Source organism: Fictibacillus sp. NPDC058756, assembly GCF_042746035.1.
Classification (GTDB): domain Bacteria; phylum Bacillota; class Bacilli; order Bacillales; family Fictibacillaceae; genus Fictibacillus.
Map to the genome: position 1 here is coordinate 1,383,815 of NZ_JBHYPU010000001.1, position 20,504 is coordinate 1,404,318.

The 20,504-nt window shown below is 38.5% G+C and carries 17 protein-coding genes; 14 read left to right on the forward strand and 3 right to left on the reverse strand.

Annotated elements, in window-relative coordinates; genetic code table 11:
• Positions 1–80: 80 nt before the first annotated feature.
• Both ACFW35_RS06880 and ACFW35_RS06885 read left to right on the forward strand, forming a co-directional pair.
• The gene (locus tag ACFW35_RS06880; RefSeq protein ID WP_379844648.1) at positions 81–2,306 is read left to right on the forward strand and encodes a ribonucleoside-diphosphate reductase subunit alpha; all 2,226 of its coding nucleotides are present in this window, start codon (positions 81–83) and stop codon (positions 2,304–2,306) included.
• A complete protein-coding gene (locus ACFW35_RS06885) occupies positions 2,296–3,348 on the forward strand; it encodes a ribonucleotide-diphosphate reductase subunit beta (RefSeq protein ID WP_379844650.1) in 1,053 nt (350 codons plus the stop codon). Before ACFW35_RS06880 ends, ACFW35_RS06885 begins: the two co-directional genes overlap by 11 nt.
• 64 nt (positions 3,349–3,412) lie before the next feature.
• On the opposite strand, the gene comER is transcribed toward ACFW35_RS06885, so the two are convergent.
• Complete coding sequence (gene comER, locus ACFW35_RS06890; RefSeq protein ID WP_379844652.1) at positions 3,413–4,249, reverse strand: late competence protein ComER; 837 nt, start codon at positions 4,247–4,249, stop codon at positions 3,413–3,415.
• Between the two features lie 98 nt (positions 4,250–4,347).
• Here comER and ACFW35_RS06895 point away from each other — a divergent pair, with 98 nt between their 5' ends.
• The 3 genes from ACFW35_RS06895 (at position 4,348) to ACFW35_RS06905 (ending at position 7,784) form a co-directional block, all read left to right on the forward strand.
• Positions 4,348–4,968 (forward strand): helix-hairpin-helix domain-containing protein, encoded by a 621-nt coding sequence (locus ACFW35_RS06895; protein WP_379844653.1) that lies wholly within the window; start codon positions 4,348–4,350, stop codon positions 4,966–4,968.
• Positions 4,969–5,036: 68 nt separating this feature from the next.
• Complete coding sequence (locus tag ACFW35_RS06900) at positions 5,037–5,492, forward strand: ComE operon protein 2 (protein ID WP_379844655.1); 456 nt, start codon at positions 5,037–5,039, stop codon at positions 5,490–5,492.
• Between the two features lie 42 nt (positions 5,493–5,534).
• Entirely contained in the window at positions 5,535–7,784 is a 2,250-nt protein-coding gene (locus ACFW35_RS06905) for a DNA internalization-related competence protein ComEC/Rec2 (RefSeq protein WP_379844656.1), read from the forward strand.
• 39 nt (positions 7,785–7,823) lie between these two features.
• On the opposite strand, the gene ACFW35_RS06910 is transcribed toward ACFW35_RS06905, so the two are convergent.
• Positions 7,824–7,955, reverse strand: coding sequence for a YqzM family protein (locus tag ACFW35_RS06910; protein WP_379834860.1), 132 nt, complete (start codon positions 7,953–7,955; stop codon positions 7,824–7,826).
• 545 nt (positions 7,956–8,500) lie between these two features.
• On the opposite strand from ACFW35_RS06910, the gene holA reads away from it, so the two are divergent.
• Complete coding sequence (gene holA / locus ACFW35_RS06915; RefSeq protein WP_379844658.1) at positions 8,501–9,544, forward strand: DNA polymerase III subunit delta; 1,044 nt, start codon at positions 8,501–8,503, stop codon at positions 9,542–9,544.
• Between the two features lie 500 nt (positions 9,545–10,044).
• Here holA and rpsT read toward each other — a convergent pair whose 3' ends face one another.
• Positions 10,045–10,311: a 30S ribosomal protein S20 gene (gene rpsT / locus ACFW35_RS06920; protein ID WP_379844660.1), complete on the reverse strand. Its 267-nt coding sequence runs from the start codon at positions 10,309–10,311 to the stop codon at positions 10,045–10,047.
• 157 nt (positions 10,312–10,468) lie between these two features.
• On the opposite strand from rpsT, the gene gpr reads away from it, so the two are divergent.
• The 8 genes from gpr (at position 10,469) to dnaJ (ending at position 20,472) form a co-directional block, all read left to right on the forward strand.
• Entirely contained in the window at positions 10,469–11,578 is a 1,110-nt protein-coding gene (gene gpr, locus ACFW35_RS06925; RefSeq protein WP_379844662.1) for a GPR endopeptidase, read from the forward strand.
• 196 nt (positions 11,579–11,774) lie between these two features.
• The gene (locus ACFW35_RS06930; RefSeq protein ID WP_379844664.1) at positions 11,775–12,122 is read left to right on the forward strand and encodes a DUF3679 domain-containing protein; all 348 of its coding nucleotides are present in this window, start codon (positions 11,775–11,777) and stop codon (positions 12,120–12,122) included.
• A gap of 138 nt (positions 12,123–12,260) precedes the next feature.
• On the forward strand, positions 12,261–14,096 hold the full coding sequence (gene lepA, locus ACFW35_RS06935) for a translation elongation factor 4 (protein WP_379844665.1): 1,836 nt from the start codon (positions 12,261–12,263) through the stop codon (positions 14,094–14,096).
• Positions 14,097–14,169: 73 nt separating this feature from the next.
• Positions 14,170–15,315 carry a radical SAM family heme chaperone HemW gene (hemW, locus tag ACFW35_RS06940; RefSeq protein ID WP_379844667.1) on the forward strand — a complete coding sequence of 382 codons (1,146 nt, stop codon included), beginning with the start codon at positions 14,170–14,172 and terminating at the stop codon, positions 15,313–15,315.
• Between the two features lie 80 nt (positions 15,316–15,395).
• Entirely contained in the window at positions 15,396–16,421 is a 1,026-nt protein-coding gene (gene hrcA, locus ACFW35_RS06945; protein ID WP_077359110.1) for a heat-inducible transcriptional repressor HrcA, read from the forward strand.
• Between the two features lie 22 nt (positions 16,422–16,443).
• Positions 16,444–17,028 carry a nucleotide exchange factor GrpE gene (grpE, locus tag ACFW35_RS06950; protein ID WP_379844669.1) on the forward strand — a complete coding sequence of 195 codons (585 nt, stop codon included), beginning with the start codon at positions 16,444–16,446 and terminating at the stop codon, positions 17,026–17,028.
• A gap of 30 nt (positions 17,029–17,058) precedes the next feature.
• Positions 17,059–18,882 carry a molecular chaperone DnaK gene (gene dnaK, locus ACFW35_RS06955; RefSeq protein WP_379834849.1) on the forward strand — a complete coding sequence of 608 codons (1,824 nt, stop codon included), beginning with the start codon at positions 17,059–17,061 and terminating at the stop codon, positions 18,880–18,882.
• Between the two features lie 477 nt (positions 18,883–19,359).
• Positions 19,360–20,472 (forward strand): molecular chaperone DnaJ, encoded by a 1,113-nt coding sequence (gene dnaJ, locus ACFW35_RS06960; RefSeq protein WP_379844670.1) that lies wholly within the window; start codon positions 19,360–19,362, stop codon positions 20,470–20,472.
• Positions 20,473–20,504: the final 32 nt, after the last annotated feature.

The following is a 20,504-nucleotide window of genomic DNA, read 5'->3' on the forward strand; positions in this document are numbered from 1 at the left end:
GAAGCGGAAATCAACTACTTTCGAAGAACAACAATGTATACGAAAACAGCCTTATTATTTTACTAAGGAGTGGTCTTAAAATGGAAAATACAGTAGCAAAATCTTCTCTCGGGGAATGGCTGCAAGATTGTGTTGCATCATTTCCAGAACTTGAGGGAGAATTGTTTTTAGCAAGAGCTGAAGAGTTAGAATTAAAAAATAATAATCGTGCAGCGCTTTTCAGACAGTTGATTATGGAGGCTTTAAATTGTTTAAGTATGGAGGAACCACAATGGACATTTGTAGCAGCACGCCTCTATTTAAAGCAGCTGTATGAACAAGTGCAATTGAATAAAGGATCTGACGAGAAACCACCATATTCTAATTTATACGGACTTATTGAGCATTTAGTAGACCTGAAAATTTATAATGATACGATTCTCTCTTCTTATAGCGCTCAGGAAATTAAAGAAGCCGAAAAGTGTATTGTACCTGAAAAAGATGAACTTTTTACATATATCGGGTTAAAGACACTGGCTGACAGGTATCTCGCTAAAGGATTTAACCATGAGTTATATGAACTGCCGCAAGAACGCTGGATGGTGATTGCTCTTTTCTTAATGAAAGATGAGGATCGTAAACATCGGATGGAGCTTGTAAAAGAAGCTTATTGGGCACTTTCAAATCAGTACATGACTGTCGCTACTCCAACTTTAGCGAATGCTGGTAAAAGCTATGGACAGCTTAGTTCTTGTTTCATTGATACAATCGACGATAGTCTTCGCGGTATTTTTGATTCAAATACTGATGCGGCGACTGTATCAAAAGGAGGAGGAGGACTTGGAATTTACCTCGGCAAAATCCGTTCAAGAGGTTCTGATATAAGAGGATTTAAAGGCAATTCTTCCGGAGTTATACCATGGATGAAACAATTGAACAATACAGCCGTTTCCGTAGATCAGCTTGGACAGAGGCAAGGGGCAATTGCAGTTTATCTGGATGTGTGGCATAAAGATATATTGGAATTTTTAGATGCAAAATTAAACAATGGCGATGAAAGAATGAGGACGCATGATCTTTTTACAGGGGTCTGTATTCCTGATTTATTTATGGAAAAAGTAGAAAAACGTGATGACTGGTATTTATTTGATCCGCATGAAGTGAAACGATTCAAAGGCTATTCGCTGGAGGATTCCTATGATGAGCAAAAAGGATACGGCAGTTTCAGAGAAAGATATAAAGAGTGCTTAAACGATGAAAGAATATCAAAAAAATGTATTCCTGCAATAGAAGTAATGAAAAGAATAATGAAGTCTCAGCTTGAAACAGGCACACCATTTATGTTTTATCGAGATACTGTTAATAGACTTAATCCTAATCCGCATCAAGGTATGGTTTATGCATCTAATCTATGTACCGAAATTATGCAGAACATGTCTGCAACCACAGTTCAATCAGAAGAAACTGAAGATGGAGAGATCATCATTCGAAAAACTCCAGGAGACTTTGTTGTCTGTAACCTATCATCTCTCTCGCTGGCAAAAGTTGTTGGAGATAATGTGTTGAAAAGAGTGATTGATATTCAAGTCAGAATGCTCGATAACGTAATTGATCTTAACTCCATAGATGTTCCGCAGGCAGTTCTTACGAATAAAAAATATAGAGCAATAGGTGTCGGAACGTTTGGCTGGCATCATCTTCTTGCAAAAGAGGGGATCAAATGGGAAAGTGAAGAAGCCGTCACTTTTGCAGACAAACTTTATGAAAAGATTAATTATTACGTCATAAGTGCGAGCAGTGATTTGGCGAAAGCAAAAGGTAAATACCATGCTTTTTCAGGTTCAGATTGGCATTCTGGAGACTATTTTGCAAAAAGAAATTATGAAGCTGAAGAATGGCGCTATTTAAGAGAAAAAGTAAGAAGCCAAGGAATACGGAACGGTTATCTGATTGCAGTTGCACCAAATTCATCAACCTCAATCATTGCTAATTCAACGCCTAGTGTAGATCCAATCTTTAAAAAGTTTTATTCGGAAGAAAAGAAAAATTATAAAATACCTGTAACTGCTCCTGATCTGAACGCAGAGACTGCATGGTTCTATAAATCAGCTTTTCATATTGATCAAAGGTGGAGCATAGTACAGAATGCAGCTAGGCAGAGACATGTTGATCAGTCTATATCATTTAACCTTTATGTAACTCACAACATAAAAGCAAAAGAGCTGCTGGACCTTCATCTGCTTAGTTTTGAAAAAGGACTTAAAACAACTTATTACACAAGATCAACTTCAATCGAACTTGAAGGGTGTGAAAGCTGTGAAAGTTAAAGTGAACACAAAATTACAAGAAAGAAAAATATATGATACCAGTGCACCAAATGCTTCTACAAGTGTTATTAATGGACATAGCTCCAACATCCTGAATTGGGACGACGTCCGTTTTCCGTGGGCTTACCCATTATATAAAAACATGCTGTCAAACTTTTGGACGCCATTTGAGATCAATATGTCCAGTGACAGTAAACAATATGTTAATCTATCTGAGAAAGAGAAGGATACATTTAATAAAATAATCGGGCTTCTCGCGTTTTTAGATAGTGTACAAACTGATTATTCAAGCAGAGTTTCGGCTTATTTAACAGACTCTAGTCTTTCGGCGCTTATGGCAACCCTCTCCTTTCAAGAGGTTGTTCATAATCAATCGTATTCTTACGTATTATCATCACTCGTTCCAAAATGGAAACAAGATGAAATCTTTGAATATTGGAAAACAGATCAAGTACTGCGTGAGAGAAATGATTTTATCGCAAAAGGCTATGAGGAATTTATAAAAAACCCTAACCCGGAAACTTTCATAAAATCAATTATTTATGATGTGATCTTAGAAGGATTAAATTTTTATTCTGGCTTCAGTTTCTTTTATAACTTAGCAAGAAATCAAAAGATGGTATCCACATCAACGATGATCAATTATATAAACAGAGATGAACAGCTTCACGTGTACTTGTTTTGCAATATATTCAAGGCTGTACTTCAAGATTTTCCGGAAATTGATAAAGAAGAACTGCATCAATTTGCTAGGGAAACGTTTAAAACTGCCGCTGAGCTGGAAATCAAATGGAGCAAATATATTATTGGAGATTCATTCGAAGGAATTAATAAGACCGACTTGGAAGACTATATCAAGTTTATGGCGAATAAAAGATTATACGAACTAGGATTTGAAAAGTTATATCCCGAATATAAGAAAAATCCTCTTCCTTGGATAAAAGCATATTCTGATGTTAATTCAGGAAAAAGTGATTTTTTTGAACAGAAATCGAGACAGTACACTAAGGTTTCTGACGAAAATGGATTTGATGAATTATAAAAAGCCGGATATTCATTCCGGCTTTTTTCTTTAAAGTCTTTTATAATGAACTGCATAAGAAAAATTACTTTAGTTCTTCCTTTACCTCGAATTGCTGACTAACTTTTTCGCATTCTTCGTGATATTTTTCATGTGTCCGCTGTATGACATGATCAAATACTTCATCCATTTCACTGCTTAAGATCTTAATTCCTTCACCAGTAATACCACCTTTTACGCATACTTTTTGTATAAGTGTAGGCAGCGTATAGACTTCTTTTTCAAGTAATTTACCCATTCCAATAATCATGTCGCTGGCTAGCTGAGTTGCTTGGGCTTTCGTTATATCGGTTTGATTAACCGCACTATTAATAAAACATTGCAGCACGTAGCCGATAAAGGCAGGACCGCAGCTAGCAATATCAGAAGACACCCGAGTGATATTCTCATCTATAACTAAAGGAGTTGAAATGAAAGACATCAGATTAAGCAATTTTTCTCTGTAGTCAGGGTGGCAGCGGCTTCCAAACGAAATAAGAGATGATCCGGACAAAGCTCGATTATTTATGCTTGGAATGGCTCTTGCTATATTGCAGTCAAGAAGTTCTTCAAGCTGTTCACATGAAATAGGACTTGTAATAGATACAAGCAGCTGATGTTTTGAAATATAGTTTTTATTAGTTGAAAGCAAAGAATAAAATTCATGAGGTTTAACACAAATAAATACGATATCAGCGAACCGAAATACTTCTTCTGGTGTATTCCCTATCTTAATTTTTGGATAGGCATGCTGCAGCATTTCCGCTTTGGACAGGGTGCGGTTAGTAACCATCAACCGTGATGGGGAAATGGCTGAAGATTCTATGAAAGAAGCAACGAGAACGCTTCCCATATTCCCGGTTCCGATAATTCCGATCTTCATACCTTAACCTCCTTCCTCTACCTTAAAATCTATGCGCTCAATGTTTTGTTTATGATTTTGTAACGTTCCACCTTCACAGAAAAAAGGAGTGGACTTTTATGATTCAGCTGAAAAAGCATATTAACTTGGTGCTCGGAGCTGGTTTATTACTTGTAATTTTGTTTGGAGTGTACATTTACAAAAATATAAACAGTCATACTGAGACGGTGAATTCACCCGACCAAATGCCTATGATTAAAGATGAAACAATTGAATCTGAAACTGAAAAAAATGAGAAAAAAGCTGATAACTCAGATCCTATTATGGTTGATGTTCAAGGAAGTGTTAAAAGACCTGGTGTGTATGAAATGAATAATGGTGATCGAGTGATAGACGTAATTAGAAAAGCGGGTGGTTTTTTAGAGGAAGCAGAAGCGCGATCCGTAAACCAGGCCGAGAAAATTTCTGATGAAATGATCATATATGTTGCAGCTAAAGGGGAAGAAATTCATCCCTTATCTTCTAATATGGGAAATGATAAAGAAGATTTATTAAATATTAATTCTGCTGATCTATCTGAGCTGCAGACGCTTAGCGGTGTCGGTCCCTCTAAAGCTCAAAGTATCATTTCCTACCGTGAGGAATTTGGACCGTTCAATTCAATTGATCAGCTTTTAGAAGTTCGGGGAATTGGTGAAAAAACGATTGAAGATTGGAAAGATAAAATTAAATTCCGATAATGGTTTTTATTGACCCGCTTTTTTGCTGAGTCTACACTATACATTATAGAATAAGGAGGGGATAAGATTTGAAACGAATTTCCTGGAATGAATATTTTATGGCACAAAGCCAGCTGCTTGCTTTGCGCAGTACGTGTACCCGCTTAGCTGTAGGTGCTTCGATTGTAAGAGATAAACGGATAATCGCAGGAGGCTATAACGGTTCAATATCTGGCGGCGTTCATTGTATAGATGAAGGATGTTATGTAATTGATGGGCATTGTGTAAGAACCATTCACGCTGAAATGAATGCTCTCCTTCAATGTGCGAAGTTCGGCGTGCCGACTGATGGCGCTGAAATGTATGTTACACATTTTCCCTGTCTGCACTGCTGCAGATCCATAATCCAAAGTGGTATAAAGAAAATTTATTACGGAGAAGATTACAAAAATCATCCTTATAGTATTGAACAATTTAAAGAAGCTGGAGTGACTGTTGAGAAAGTTAAAATGACTATCCCTCCATCAGCATTTATACCTAGCTGATTTATGAATCCAAGGCTTGCTGTTCTAAGTGCGCTCTTTGCTTTGGCTGGTGTATGGCTTTCAAAAATGATATCGGTAACTGGGATCGTTCTAATTACGTTCCTGGTTATCGTAATCATCTTTCAGTTAAAAAGAAAAACAATTGTTGTTCTCATGTTTCTTCCATTTTTCTTTTTGTATACCCAATGGTATGAACTGAAAAATACCTCCTTATTTCCTCCGCATACAACTAATTTTCAAGGCACAATTGAAACGATCCCAAAGATAAACGGCAAAATGATCTCTTTTCAATATAAAACCTCAGGAGAAATACTTGTTGTACGATATAAAATGAACTCAGCTGCTGAAAAACATACATTGGAAAAACTTGAAATCAGCATGCATTGTTTTCTTAATGGAACACTTAAAGAACCTGAACCACAATCTCATTATTATGGTATGAACTATCGCGATTATCTGCATAACAAAAACATTCATTGGATTCTTGAACTGTCTCATGTTGATGCAGGCAGTTGTGTCACAGATAAAAAGGAAAGTTTAATTTCCAGAATAAAAATATGGAGAAGCAAAAGTATTAAACAATTAGAAGCTGACTTTTCTCAAAATACTGCAGGATTAATGAATGCTCTTGTTTTTGGATACCGAGAGAAGATTGAAACCGAGACACTGGAATCCTATCAGAAATTAGGACTGACACACCTTTTAGCAGTTTCAGGCTTTAACGTAGGCATCATCTCATATTTCTTATATTTATTTTTCGTAAGAATGGGAATTGTGAAAGAACTGGCTTATGTATTAATCGTCATTTTTCTCCCCATATACATAGTATTAACAGGCGGTGAGAGCTCAATAGTTCGGGCAGGAATTATGGGGATGCTGGCATTATGTTTTATAGTTTTTCGAAAAAAGATTAACCCAGCTGTGCTGTTGTCATTTGTTTGTACCACGATGCTGTCTTGGAATCCGTTGTACGCATTTGATCTTGGTTTTCAGCTTTCCTTCTTAATGACCTTCGTTTTGATAACATCAATTTCTTTGTTTAAAACCAAATCGAACACTCAATTGCTCATTATCACCTCTTTTATGTGCTCTTTATTTTCATTTCCTATCATTCTCTATCATTTTTTTGAATTCTCACTTTGGTCACTTCCAATTAACATACTATATATTCCTTTTGTATCTCTTGTTTTATTTCCTGTTTCTTTTTTTGTTTTCGGTGTCATTCATTTATTTCCTGGTGCTATATATTTGCTTAAATTTCCGGTTCAATTTCTTTTTGAGAGTTCTGCATCCATTTTAAAAATAGCCCAGAAATTCAACGGAACGCTTCTTCTAGGACGACCGTCTTTATGGCTTTTTTTATTCTATTTTTTAGCCATCCTTTATTTATTCTATGAATGGGAAAGAAATGATCGTCTTTATCTTCGTTTCTGTATACCTTTTATGTTTATCATAATGCTGCAAGCATGTATCCCATACCTGAATCCCTCTGCTAAAGTTTCCTTTATTAATGTTGGTCAAGGGGACAGCGTTCTGATTGAACTGCCTTTTCGGAAAGCGGTATATCTAATTGATACGGGAGGAGCAATCCCTTTTGAAAAAGAAAAATGGGAAGAACGTTATGAAGAATATGATGTTACAAAAGAAGCTGTTCTTCCATATTTAAAAGGAAGAGGGATTAGGAAGATAGATGGTTTGATATTAAGTCATGCTGATATGGATCATGCTGGCGGAACCGTATTTTTATTAAATAACTTTCCGGTTGAAACCATTTACCTGCCTAAGAATAATAATCTTAGCGAGCTCGAAACGGAAATTATTGAATCAGGTAAACAAAAGGGAATTCATATGAAGTATTTGAGAAAGGGTATGCAGTGGGGCATTGGTAATTCTCGATTTATAGTTCTGCATCCGAGCGAAAAAAATACATCATCAAACAATAGATCTGTTGTTCTTTGGGTAAAGCTTTACGATACGTCGTTTTTATTAACAGGTGACATAGAAAAGGAAGCAGAACACGAAATCATTAATAATTTTTCGCAGCTAAAAGCTGACGTGTTGAAAGTTGCACATCATGGAAGCGATACTTCTACAACGGAACAATTTTTAGAGCTTGCAGCGCCTGAATTTGCAGTCATAAGCTCTGGGAGAAATAACATTTATGGACATCCTGCAAAAGATGTTATTACCAGATTAAAAGAGAAAAAAGTGACTATTTACAGGACAGATAAAAACGGAGATATTATTTTTGAAGCTGCAAAAAGAGGTTTGAAGATAACTACAGTTCAATAAAAAAGAGCCTAATACGAGTATTTGGCTCTTTTTTATGTATTATGCAATAGCTTTAAGAATGACTCCGATGGCAAAAATAACTGTAAAAAATCCAAACGCTACAACAAAGCCAACTCCGGAATCAATAAGGTCGTTACGCTTGCTCTGTACATCTTTTTCGAAATGATTCATGTGACAACCCTCCTAATCCATCCTTAGTATACGTTATCATTTTCAAAAAATCCATACTGAAAATGCTTTCTTTCACTCTTTTATCAAAATGCTCTTTTCTAAAAGTTTGTTGCTTTTGAGTATTTTGTTACATCTCTTCATTGAAAGTTAATTGGCAAGGTGCGTGCCAACCACCTGAGATTACTTCTCGCAAGGCATGCGACGAGGAACCACGCTTCGCTGAGTTTACTTGAAGACGCAGGAGCACAAATGCTTCTTTGAATGTGAGACCCCGCATGCGCTATGCGCCGAGGGAAGCTCAACGCACGCCTCGCGGAAAGCGAGTACCTGGAACGAAAATCAACCACTTACAAGAGCAACAAAGCCTATTGGTTGTAACCAATAAAAATTTTGCGCATAGGATATCCTAATTAAAGCCGGCTCGTGAGCTGTAAAAGTTCAGGTGTTGGTGTTTATCATAAATGAAGGAACGGGCTTGTGCTCTGTTCCTTCTTTTGCTTGCAAAACACTTCTATTCACCATAGGATTAAAGGGAGGTGAAAAAGGTGCTTACAGTCGATGCATTGAAAAAAAACATAAAAAATAAAAACACATCTCCTATTTACTTAATATGGGGAACCGAACTTTACTTAGCTGAGGAAGCCATACAAGCGATTTCTTCCTTGTTGGCTCCAGATGAAAGAGACTTCAATCTGAGTATACATAATCTGGATGAAATTTCTGTGCAGGAAGTTATGGAAGACGCCGAAACGATGCCTTTTTTAGGTGACCGCCGGATTGTTGTCATGAAAAATGCTGCTTTTCTTACAGCGGCTAAAGATAAGGCTAAATTAGAACATGATTTTAGAGTGTTCGAACAATACATACAAAATCCAGCAGAATATACAACGCTTGTGATCGTTGTCCCTTATGAAAAACTTGATGAACGAAAAAAAATAGTCAAACAATTAAAATCACAGGCTGAAATCATTCAAGTATCTCAATTAAGCAATGAGACTGCAGAAAAGTGGCTCTTTAAGGAAGCTCAATCCTTGAATGTTTCAATTGAAACGGATGCAATTGAACTTCTTCTTTCAAGATTGGGCACGAAAATGTCTATTTTAGCAAAAGAAATTGAGAAAATGGCCTTGTTTGTCGGGGTGAACGGTAACATTACAAAAGAAACTGTGGATGAGCTAGTTGTCAGAACTTTAGAAGATGATGTTTTTGGGCTCGTGGATCACGTTGTACATAAACGTACAGAGCATGCGTTAAGAAGTTTTTATGATCTAATGAAACAAAATCAGGAACCTATTCAAATACATGCTTTAATTACGCGTCAGTTCCGAATAATCAATGGAGTGAAAGAACTTCAAAAAAAGGGTTATGGAGAGAAGCAGATTGCTTCTGCACTCAAACTGCATCCATACGCAGTAAAATTAGCAGGTAAGCATGCCAGTCAATTTGATGAGAGATTTTTAAGAAATTGCCTCGATGATTTTGCAGAAACAGATTATAAGATGAAAACAGGACAAATGGATAAGACACTGCTGTTAGAAATGGAAATTATCAAACTCTCACAAGCGCAAAAAACCAGCTCCCTCGTATAAGAGGGCACTGAAAAAGTCCCTAAATAAAATGTTGAATGCGGGGATCTCCGCTCCAGGGTACATGCTTTCCGCGGGGCGGGCGGTGAGCCCCCTGCCGCTACGCGCCTTTAGGGGTCTCACCTGTCCCACTCGTCCCGCAGGACAAGGAAGGCTTCGGCAGCATTGCCTCGCACGAAGAAAATGTGAATTTCATTTTCGAGGAGTCAGTACCCTTCCGCTACAATCTTACATGTTTGTATGCAAAAAAAGAATCAAACCAGCTCTTTATTGAGGTGGTTTGATTCTTTTTTATGATTTAAAAGAAACACCGGTGAAATTCAACGGTTTTTTCAGTTGAAGGTGAGACTAATGGCGCAAAGCGTCAAGGAGGCTCAACGCACAAAAGCGAGCAACCTGAAACGGAAATTAACCACTACCAAGAGCAACAAACATTGCGAAAACAGCAAAATAAAAAAACGACCTATTGGTGTAAGGCCGTTTTTCAGGTTTCATCCTTAAATTTATGCGTTAACACCGTTTAAAGCCTTCGCTAGACGAGACTTTTGGCGAGAAGCTGCATTTTTGTGGATAAGTCCTTTGTTTGCTGCTTTGTCAATCTTCTTAGAAGCAGTAACAAATGCCGTTTGAGCACCTTCTGCATTGTTTGAAGCTGCAAGTGCTTCAAAGTTTTTGATCGCAGTACGCATGCCAGACTTTAGTGAAGCGTTGTGAGCACGACGCTTTTCGTTTGTTTTTACACGTTTAATCGCTGATTTAATATTAGCCAATCCATTCACCTCCCTAAATGAACCATGATGCAACAAAATTGCTATCCGTTGCAAAAAATAGGACACAAAGTATTCTATCAAAATCGTGATTTAAATGCAATACAAGAATGAAAAGGAACAGTTGCGGCAAAAATAAGAGAAAGGACGGTGGCAGATTATGGGTAAAGATTTAGACCTTCAGGGTTATTCAGTTCGTACGGATTTAGCTATTGAAGCACACGATATGTTATTAAAAGAAGATGAAGTTGTAAATAAAAGTACTCTTGAAGGTGTCATTATAAATGAAACAAACAAAGATGGAATTAAGTGTGTGAGAGTAGAAATCGATGAAAAAGGCGCAGAAACTACAGGGAAAAAACCAGGATTATATTTAACTTTTGAAGTTCAGGGAATCCGTGAAAAAGACTCAAAACTTCAGCAGCAAGTACAGGAAGTATTCGCAAGAGATTTTCATCAATTTTTAAAAGAAGAAGGCGTGAAACAGGACGATACATGTTTAGTAGTGGGATTAGGAAACTGGAATGTAACGCCGGATTCACTTGGACCGCTCGTGGTAGAAAACTTAACGATTACTAAGCACCTTTTCGAGCTGGCGCCTGAGAATGTTGAAGAAGGTTTCAGGCCAGTCTGTGCAATCTCTCCGGGTGTAATGGGAATCACAGGAATCGAAACTAGTGATATCATCGACGGGATTGTAAAAAGGGTTAATCCAGACTTTGTAATTGCAATTGACGCGTTAGCTTCCCGGTCAATCGAAAGAGTGAATGCAACGATTCAAGTATCGAATACTGGTATTCACCCAGGTTCCGGAGTCGGAAATAAGCGTAAAGAATTGAGTAAAGAGACGCTCGGCATCCCTGTGATTTCAATTGGAATCCCTACTGTCGTTGATGCGGCTACCATTACAAGTGATACAATCGATTTTATTTTAAAGCACTTCGGCAGGGAAATGAACGAAAAAGACAAGCCGTCTAAGTCGCTCCTTCCTGCTGGTATGACATTTGGAGAAAAGAAAGTCTTAACAGATGAGGATATGCCAAAAGACGAACACAGAAAGTCGTTTCTAGGAATTGTCGGGGTGTTGGAGGATGATGAAAAGCTGCGTTTAATTCGTGAGGTATTGGCGCCGATCGGGCATAATCTGATGGTTACTCCTAAAGAAGTAGATGTGTTTATTGAAGATATGGCGAACGTTTTAGCAAACGGTCTGAATACTGCACTTCACGGGCAGATAGATCAAGGAAACACTTCGTCGTATACGCATTAAAAAAGCCTAGTTTCTAAAAGATTATTTTTTTGTTTTGTGAAGCCTCCGCTGACAAGTTGATTGGAGCGGAAAGGGAGCATCCTTCAGTGGAAATCAACCGTTCCTAATAGCAACAGAGATGAAATAAACAGTCATGTTTGGACAAGCTGCTGCATAAATTTAAATCGTACATCCTCGTAAACAAGGGGGAAAACCAATGACGAAATTTATGTTAAAGTGTTTTGGGATTACAGCCTTACTTTTGTTCGGTGTTTTATTTGGTATTCAAAAAGCACATTTTGAAATGAATGAACTAAAAGGTGCTTCTAATAAAGAGAGCATAGAATCAATGAATGATAGCTTTTCTTCAGAAAATGACGGTGTTGATAAAATATCTAGCCATGATATAAAAGCGAAACAGGAAACTTTAAATAAGATTGATTCGTTTAATGTTTTTTCTGCTTTAGGACAAAAACTCACTTCATGGATTTCATCAGCTTTCAGTGTCATGATTTCAGTGCTAGGCATCATTATTCAAGAGATGCTTGATGTATTCTCTCCATAAGAACCTTTAAAGGGCAGATCTTTAAAGGTTCTTTTTTGTTCAAATCCCTATTTTTACAGGTTGTGATTGAAAGAGGTATCTTGTATTGCTATAATCAAAGCTAGTGACTTTTCCTAAAATTGTAGGAGTGAACGTATAATGAACAGAGAAGAAAAATTAAAAAGACAAGCTAGGATCAGAAACTTTTCCATCATTGCACATATTGACCATGGGAAATCTACTTTAGCTGACAGAATTTTGGAAGAAACAAGTGCTCTAACACAGCGTGAGATGAAAGAACAGCTGTTAGACTCAATGGACTTAGAACGTGAACGTGGAATAACGATTAAATTAAATGCCGTTCAGCTTCAATATAAAGCAAAAGATGGTGAGATTTATACGTTCCACTTGATTGATACCCCAGGACACGTAGACTTTACATACGAGGTGTCTAGAAGCTTAGCAGCTTGTGAGGGAGCGCTGCTTATCGTAGATGCTGCTCAAGGAATTGAAGCACAAACGTTAGCGAACGTGTATTTAGCTCTTGAGAATGACCTGGAGATATTGCCAGTTATTAACAAAATTGACCTGCCGAGTGCTGAGCCAGAGCGAGTACGCCAGGAGATTGAAGATGTTATCGGACTGGATGCATCAGAAGCAGTACTTGCTTCAGCGAAAGCAGGCATTGGTATTCAAGACATTCTAGAGCAGATTGTAGCAAAAGTGCCAGCTCCTCAAGGTGATCCTGAAGGTCCGCTTAAAGCACTGATCTTCGACTCTTTATATGATCCATATAGAGGCGTAGTTACGTATATTCGAGTGGCAGAAGGAACTGTTAAGGTCGGCGATAAGATCAAAATGATGGCAACTGGTAAAGAGTTTGAAGTACTTGAACTAGGGGTGTTTACTCCAAAAGCGGTTCAGAAAGACTTTTTAACGGTTGGTGATGTTGGTTTCTTAACGGCATCCATCAAAAACGTTGGCGATACACAAGTCGGTGATACGATTACTAGTGCCGTAAAAGGGGCAACAGAGCCACTTCCAGGTTACAGAAAGATGAACCCAATGGTATATTGCGGACTATATCCAGTAGACACGGCAAAGTACAACGATCTTCGTGAAGCGTTAGAACGACTTGTATTGAATGATTCTGCTCTTCAATATGAGCCAGAGACATCTCAAGCCCTTGGATTTGGATTCCGATGCGGATTCTTAGGACTTCTTCATATGGAGATCATTCAAGAACGTATTGAACGTGAATTTAACATCGATCTAATCGCAACAGCACCAAGCGTTATTTATAACGTTACGATGACGGATGGGGAAAAAATAGTCGTCGATAACCCTGCAAATATGCCTGAAGCACAGAAGATTTCTGTTGTTGAAGAACCATATGTAAAAGCTTCAATCATGACACCGAATGATTATGTCGGAACGATTATGGAGATCTGCCAAAAGAAACGCGGTATCTTCATGACGATGGATTATTTAGAAAACAATCGCGTAAACGTTCTTTACGAGATTCCGCTTTCTGAGATCGTGTATGATTTCTTTGATCAGTTAAAATCAAGTACAAAAGGGTACGCCTCTCTTGACTATGAGTTGATTGGTTATAAACCTTCAAAGCTGGTTAAAATGGAAATATTGCTGAACAATGAAAAGATTGATGCATTGTCTGTTATTGTTCATAAAGACTTCGCATATGAGCGTGGTAAAGTTGTCGTTGAAAAGCTAAAAGAACTGATTCCGCGTCAACAGTTTGAAGTGCCAATTCAAGCTGCGATTGGTCAGAAGATTGTCGCTCGTTCTAACATCAAGGCATTAAGAAAGAACGTTTTAGCAAAATGTTATGGCGGGGATATCTCACGTAAACGTAAGCTATTAGATAAGCAAAAAGAAGGTAAGAAGCGAATGAAGACAATTGGTCGAGTAGATGTTCCGCAAGAAGCGTTTATGGCCGTTCTTCGTATGGATGATACTAATAACAATAAATAAAAACCATTATAAGACCGCGAAGGCAATATTAGCGGTCTTTCCCAATTTATGAGAATAAAAGGCGGTGAACAACGTGCTTAAAGCGGCATATCTTCATATACCATTCTGTGTCCAAATTTGTCACTATTGTGATTTTAACAAGATTTTCATTCATCAGCAGCCAGTAGAGGAGTATTTAGCGTCCATGAAAAAAGAGATGCTGAATACGACTTCCAGGTTTAAGAGCTATGAAATGGAGACGATTTTTGTAGGAGGGGGTACCCCCACTTCTTTAAGTGAAAATCAACTGAATACCTTTTTAAATGATGTAAACGAAGTGTTAGGAAACAAATCCGTAAAAGAATTCACTGTTGAGGCGAATCCTGAACAAACAACAAAAGAAAAAATCGCAGTTCTAAAAGATAACGGGGTTAACAGGCTGAGTATAGGCGTACAAGCATTTCAATCATCTTTGTTAAAAAAATTAGGCCGAACACATAACAGGGAAGATGTGTATTCAACTGTTGCTGAAGCTAAAGCAGCAGGAATACACAATATGTCGATTGATTTGATGTTTGGTTTGCCAGGACAAACGATGGATATGTTCAAGGAGTCAGTGGACGAAGCGCTAGCTTTAGATGTTCCGCACATATCGTCTTACTCATTGCAGATTGAAAAGAAAACAGTATTTTATAATTTAGCCCAAAAAGGTAAGCTCATCTTGCCAGATCAAGAGCTTGAAGCCGCTATGTACGAATATTTAATTGAAACTCTCGATAAAAAGGGATACAAGCAATATGAGATCAGCAATTTTGCGATTCCCGGGTTTGAGAGCAAGCATAATCTCCAATACTGGAACAATAACGAATATTTTGGAATTGGAGCAGGAGCACACAGTTATGTGGAGGGTACTAGAAGAAGGAACGCAGGTCCTTTAAAGCAGTATATGAATTTGATAGAGGAACAAGGCTTTCCTTATATAGAAGAGCATCCTGTTCCGATTACAGAAAAGATGGAAGAAGAAATGTTTATGGGCCTTCGTAAACAAGAAGGAGTCTCAGATCAAGATTTTATTAATCGATATGGCCGTTCGATGTTCGATATATATAAAGAACCTATTCAAAGAATGATTCAAAAAGGCTGGCTTGAAAAACATGATGGAAGGCTCTTCCTCACAAAAGATGGTAGACCTCTCGGGAATGAAGTATTCCAAGAATTTATTGGTGTAGTTTTAGATTGACAACGAAGACTACCTTTTGGTAACTTATATTATAGATTTAGCACTCGCTTCTGATGAGTGCTAACAAATGGGGTGATGGGATGTTATCGGAACGCCAACTCTATATCTTGCGTGTTTTAATAGATGATTACATCAAGCATGTTGAGCCTGTAGGTTCCCGTACAATCTCTAAAAGAGAAGACATTACCTACAGTCCTGCCACGATTCGCAATGAACTGGCAGATCTTGAGGATCTTGGATTCTTAGAGAAAACCCATACTTCTTCTGGACGGATTCCGTCTGAAAAGGGCTATCGATTCTATGTGGATCACCTGCTGCCCTCATTGTCTGTTTCGCCGAACGAAATGGACAGAACTGAACTTTTATCTACTGAAAAGGTTCAAGAAGCTGAAGTGTTATTTGACCAATCAGCAAAAATCTTATCAGATTTAACGAACTATACTTCTGTTGTTCTAGGTCCGAACGCTCTTGATATGAAACTTCGGCACATGCAGATCATTCCTTTGTCATCACAGATGGCAGTAGCGATATTTGTAACGAACACCGGTCATGTTGAAAACAGACAGATTGTGCTGCCGAATTCTATCGAGCCGTCTGATTTGGAGAAGCTTGTTAATATTCTGAATGAAAGACTTGCAGGTGTCCGATTAATAGAGCTGAACAGCAGAATTCAGATGGAACTGTCAGCTGTATTTAAAAAACATCTGAAGGATTATCAAAATATGAGCGTTTTCCTGGATCAGCTTCTTTTGTGGAGCAAAAAGGAAAAGCTGTTTTACGGGGGGAAAACAAATATGCTTTCCCAGCCAGAGTTTAGAGATCTTGATAAGGTACGGCCGCTTTTAGACTTTTTGGAAACACGCGACTTGATGGAGAAGCTTGTTTCTTCGACCGAAAAAGGTGTAACGGTTAAAATCGGGACGGAGAACGAGCATGAAGCGATGAAGAATTGCAGTGTCATTAATGCTTCATACACGATGCACGGCAAACATATCGGTACGATCTCTTTAATCGGTCCGACAAGAATGGAATACAAAAGAGTGATATCTTTGCTTGATTCCTTATCCAGGGAAATGACGAACCGTTTAAATGATTTTTCTAAATAAAGCATTTTAGGGAGGTGAAAGCATGAACAAAGAGGAAACGACACAGAACAAAACAGAAACTGATCTGAATGAAGAAACAGTAGATACTGCATTTGATGAAGAAGTTCAAGAAGATAATATTCCTGAAGAATCTGTTGAAGAAACATTAACAGAAGAGAAGCAGCGAATTCAGGAGCTTGAATTAAAGCTTGAAGAAGCGAGTCAAAAGAACCTTCGTCTGCAAGCGGATTACGATAATTTCCGCCGCCGTACAAGAGAAGAACAGGCTGCAAGCCTAAAATATAAATCTCAAAGTCTGCTTGAACAACTATTACCTGCTCTAGATAACTTTGAGCGTGCTTTGAAAACTGAAGCTACGAACGAACAAGCCAAAACCTTGATTCAAGGAATGGAAATGGTATATCGCCAGTTAGCTGATGTGTTAAAGCAAGAAGGTCTAACAGAAGTACCAACAGTTGGTGAAAAGTTTGATCCGAATATGCACCAAGCTGTAATGCAAGTGGAAGATTCAGAGTACGAGTCAAACACTGTTATTGAAGAATTGCAAAAAGGCTATATGTTAAAGGACCGTGTTATACGTCCTGCTATGGTAAAAGTAAACGCATAAAACTACATATTTTTTATGGAGGGAAAAAACATGAGTAAAATCATCGGAATTGACTTAGGTACAACAAACTCTTGTATTGCTGTTATGGAAGGTGGAGAAGCGGTAGTTATTCCTAACCCGGAAGGAAACCGTACAACACCATCTGTTGTAGCTTTTAAAGATGGAGATCGTTCTGTTGGGGAAGTAGCGAAGCGTCAAGCTGTTACAAATCCAAACACAATCATGTCTATCAAGCGTTATATGGGTACAGACCACAAAGAAACGGTTGAAGGAAAAGATTATACTCCTCAAGAGATTTCAGCAATCATCCTTCAAAAACTTAAATCACATGCAGAAGATTATCTTGGTGAAAAAGTTGAGAAAGCTGTTATTACAGTTCCAGCTTATTTCAACGATGCTCAACGTCAAGCTACTAAAGATGCTGGACAGATTGCTGGTCTTCAAGTTGAGCGTATTGTTAACGAGCCTACTGCTGCAGCGCTAGCTTATGGTCTTGAAAAAGATGAAGATCAAACAATTCTTGTATTTGACCTTGGAGGAGGTACGTTCGACGTATCAATCCTTGAACTAGGTGATGGTTTCTTCGAAGTAAAGTCAACTTCAGGCGACAACAAACTTGGTGGAGATGATTTTGACCAAGTAATCATTGATTATTTAGTAAGTGAATTCAAGAAAGAGAATGGTATTGATCTTTCTCAAGATAAAATGGCTCTTCAACGTTTAAAAGATGCAGCTGAAAAAGCGAAAAAAGATCTTTCTGGTGTAAATTCTACTCAGATCTCTTTACCGTTTATCACAGCTGATGCATCTGGACCGAAGCACTTAGAGTTAAACTTATCACGAGCTAAATTTGAAGACTTATCTTCTGATCTAGTTGAGCGTACGATGGCACCTACACGCCAGGCATTAAATGATGCGGGAATGTCGCCATCTGACATTGATAAAGTTATTCTAGTAGGTGGATCAACTCGTATCCCTGCAGTTCAAGAAGCGATCAAAAAGTTTACTGGCAAAGAGCCGCATAAAGGTGTTAACCCTGATGAAGTAGTAGCACTTGGAGCTGCGATCCAAGGTGGAGTTCTAGCAGGAGATGTTAAAGATGTAGTTCTTCTTGACGTTACACCGCTTTCACTTGGTATCGAAACGATGGGTGGCGTATTCACAAGATTGATTGACAGAAACACAACGATCCCTACATCGAAATCACAAGTGTTTTCAACAGCTGCTGACAACCAGACATCTGTAGACATCCATGTCCTGCAAGGTGAGCGTGAGATGGCTGCGCACAACAAGACTCTTGGAAGATTCCAATTATCTGAGATTCCTCCGGCACCACGCGGAGTACCTCAAATCGAAGTAAGCTTTGATATCGATGCAAATGGTATCGTTAACGTACGTGCGAAAGATCTTGGTACGAATAAAGAGCAATCAATCACGATTAAGTCTTCTACTGGACTTTCAGATGATGAGATTGAACGCATGGTAAAAGACGCTGAGGAAAATGCTGAAGCTGACAAGAAGAAACGTGAAGAGATTGACACAAGAAACGAAGCAGATCAGCTTGTATTTACAGTTGATAAAACATTGAAAGACCTTGAAGGTAAAGTAGATGAAGCTGAGGTTAAAAAGGCAGAAGAAGCTAAAGAGAGCTTGAAGAAAGCACTTGAAGGCAGCGACATCGAAGCAATTAAGAAAGAAAAAGAAGCATTAAGTGAAATCGTACAGCAGCTATCTGTTAAACTTTATGAGCAAGCGGCACAACAAGCACAAGCTCAACAAGGCGATGCAGAAGGCAAAAATGATGATAATATCGTAGATGCTGATTATGAAGAAGTAAACGATGATAAAAAATAAGAACTAGCAATAAAAAGTCAAAGTCAGGATATCTTGACTTTGACTTTTTTTCTGAAAAAGCTGTTTTCGCAAGCTTTGATGCTCTTGAAAGTGGTTGATTTCCGTTACAGGATGCTCGCTTTCCGCGGGGCGTGCGGTGAGCCTTCTCGGCGCTTTGCGCCATTAGAAGTCTCACCTGTCCTCTTCATGGAAGTATCCTTGCTCCTGCGTCTACAAGTAAATGCTACCGACGTGAGCTTCCTCGTCGCATGCCTAGCGAGAAGCTTCTCTTGTGGTAGCACGCACCTTGCACTCCAATCAACTTGTCAATGAAGAGAAAAATGAGCCGAAAGCAACAATCTTTTTAGAGAAGAGCCTTCTGAAAAGCAATGATTTTTTTACAGACTCTTGACTCGCTGGTGTTTGCAGATTCGTCTTGAGTCATGTGGTATTCAATGGTAAGATAACTTTTATGTGAGAATTCGGGAGTGTCCTATTATGAGTAAAAGAGATTATTACGAAGTACTTGGATTAGATAAGAACGCCTCCAATGACGAGGTGAAAAAAGCATACCGTAAGCTTGCCAGACAGTATCACCCTGATGTGAATAAAGAGGCAGATGCGGAAACAAAGTTTAAAGAAGTAAAAGAAGCATATGAAACGTTAAGCGATCCACAGAAAAAAGCACACTACGACCAGTTTGGGCATACTGACCCTAATCAGGGATTCGGTGGAGCAGGAGCTGGCTTTGAAGGATTCGGTGATATATTTGATATGTTCTTTGGCGGTGGCGGCGGAAGACGTAATCCAAACGCACCGCGACAAGGAAACGACCTTCAATATGGGCTTCGCCTTTCATTTGAAGAAGCGGTATTTGGTAAGGAAACTGAGATTCAGATTCCAACTGAAGAAACATGCAGTACATGTCATGGTTCTGGGGCTAAGCCAGGCACAAAACCAGAAACATGTTCACACTGTAATGGCAGCGGCCAGCTGAATGTTGAGCAAAACACTCCATTTGGACGCATCGTCAACAGAAGAGTATGTAATCATTGCAGCGGTAAAGGGAAAATTATTAAAGAAAAATGTAATACATGTCACGGAGCAGGAAAAGTACGCAAGAATAAAAAGCTTTCCGTAAAAGTTCCTGCTGGCGTAGATAATGGTCAGCAGATCCGTATGTCAGGACATGGTGAACCTGGAGTGAATGGCGGTCCTGCTGGTGACCTTTATGTTGTTTTCCAAGTGGCTGAGCACGAATTTTTCGAGCGTGACGGGGACGATATCTATTGTGAAATGCCTTTAACATTTGTTCAGGCAGCATTAGGTGATGAAATAGAAGTGCCTACTCTATACGGAAAAGTAAAATTGAAGATCCCTGCTGGTACACAAACTGGAACACACTTCAGGCTGAGAGGAAAAGGCGTGAAAAATGTTCATGGACGCGGTCAGGGAGATCAGCACATACAAGTAAAAGTTGTTACACCTAAAAATTTAACAGAAAAACAAAAGCAGCTGCTTCGAGATTTCTCTGAAATAAGCGGAAGTCTGCCCGATGAACAGCAAGATGGATTTTTTGATAAAGTAAAACGTGCTTTTAAAGGTGAGTAACAAAAACCTTCTTAATCTTAAAAACGGAGTTG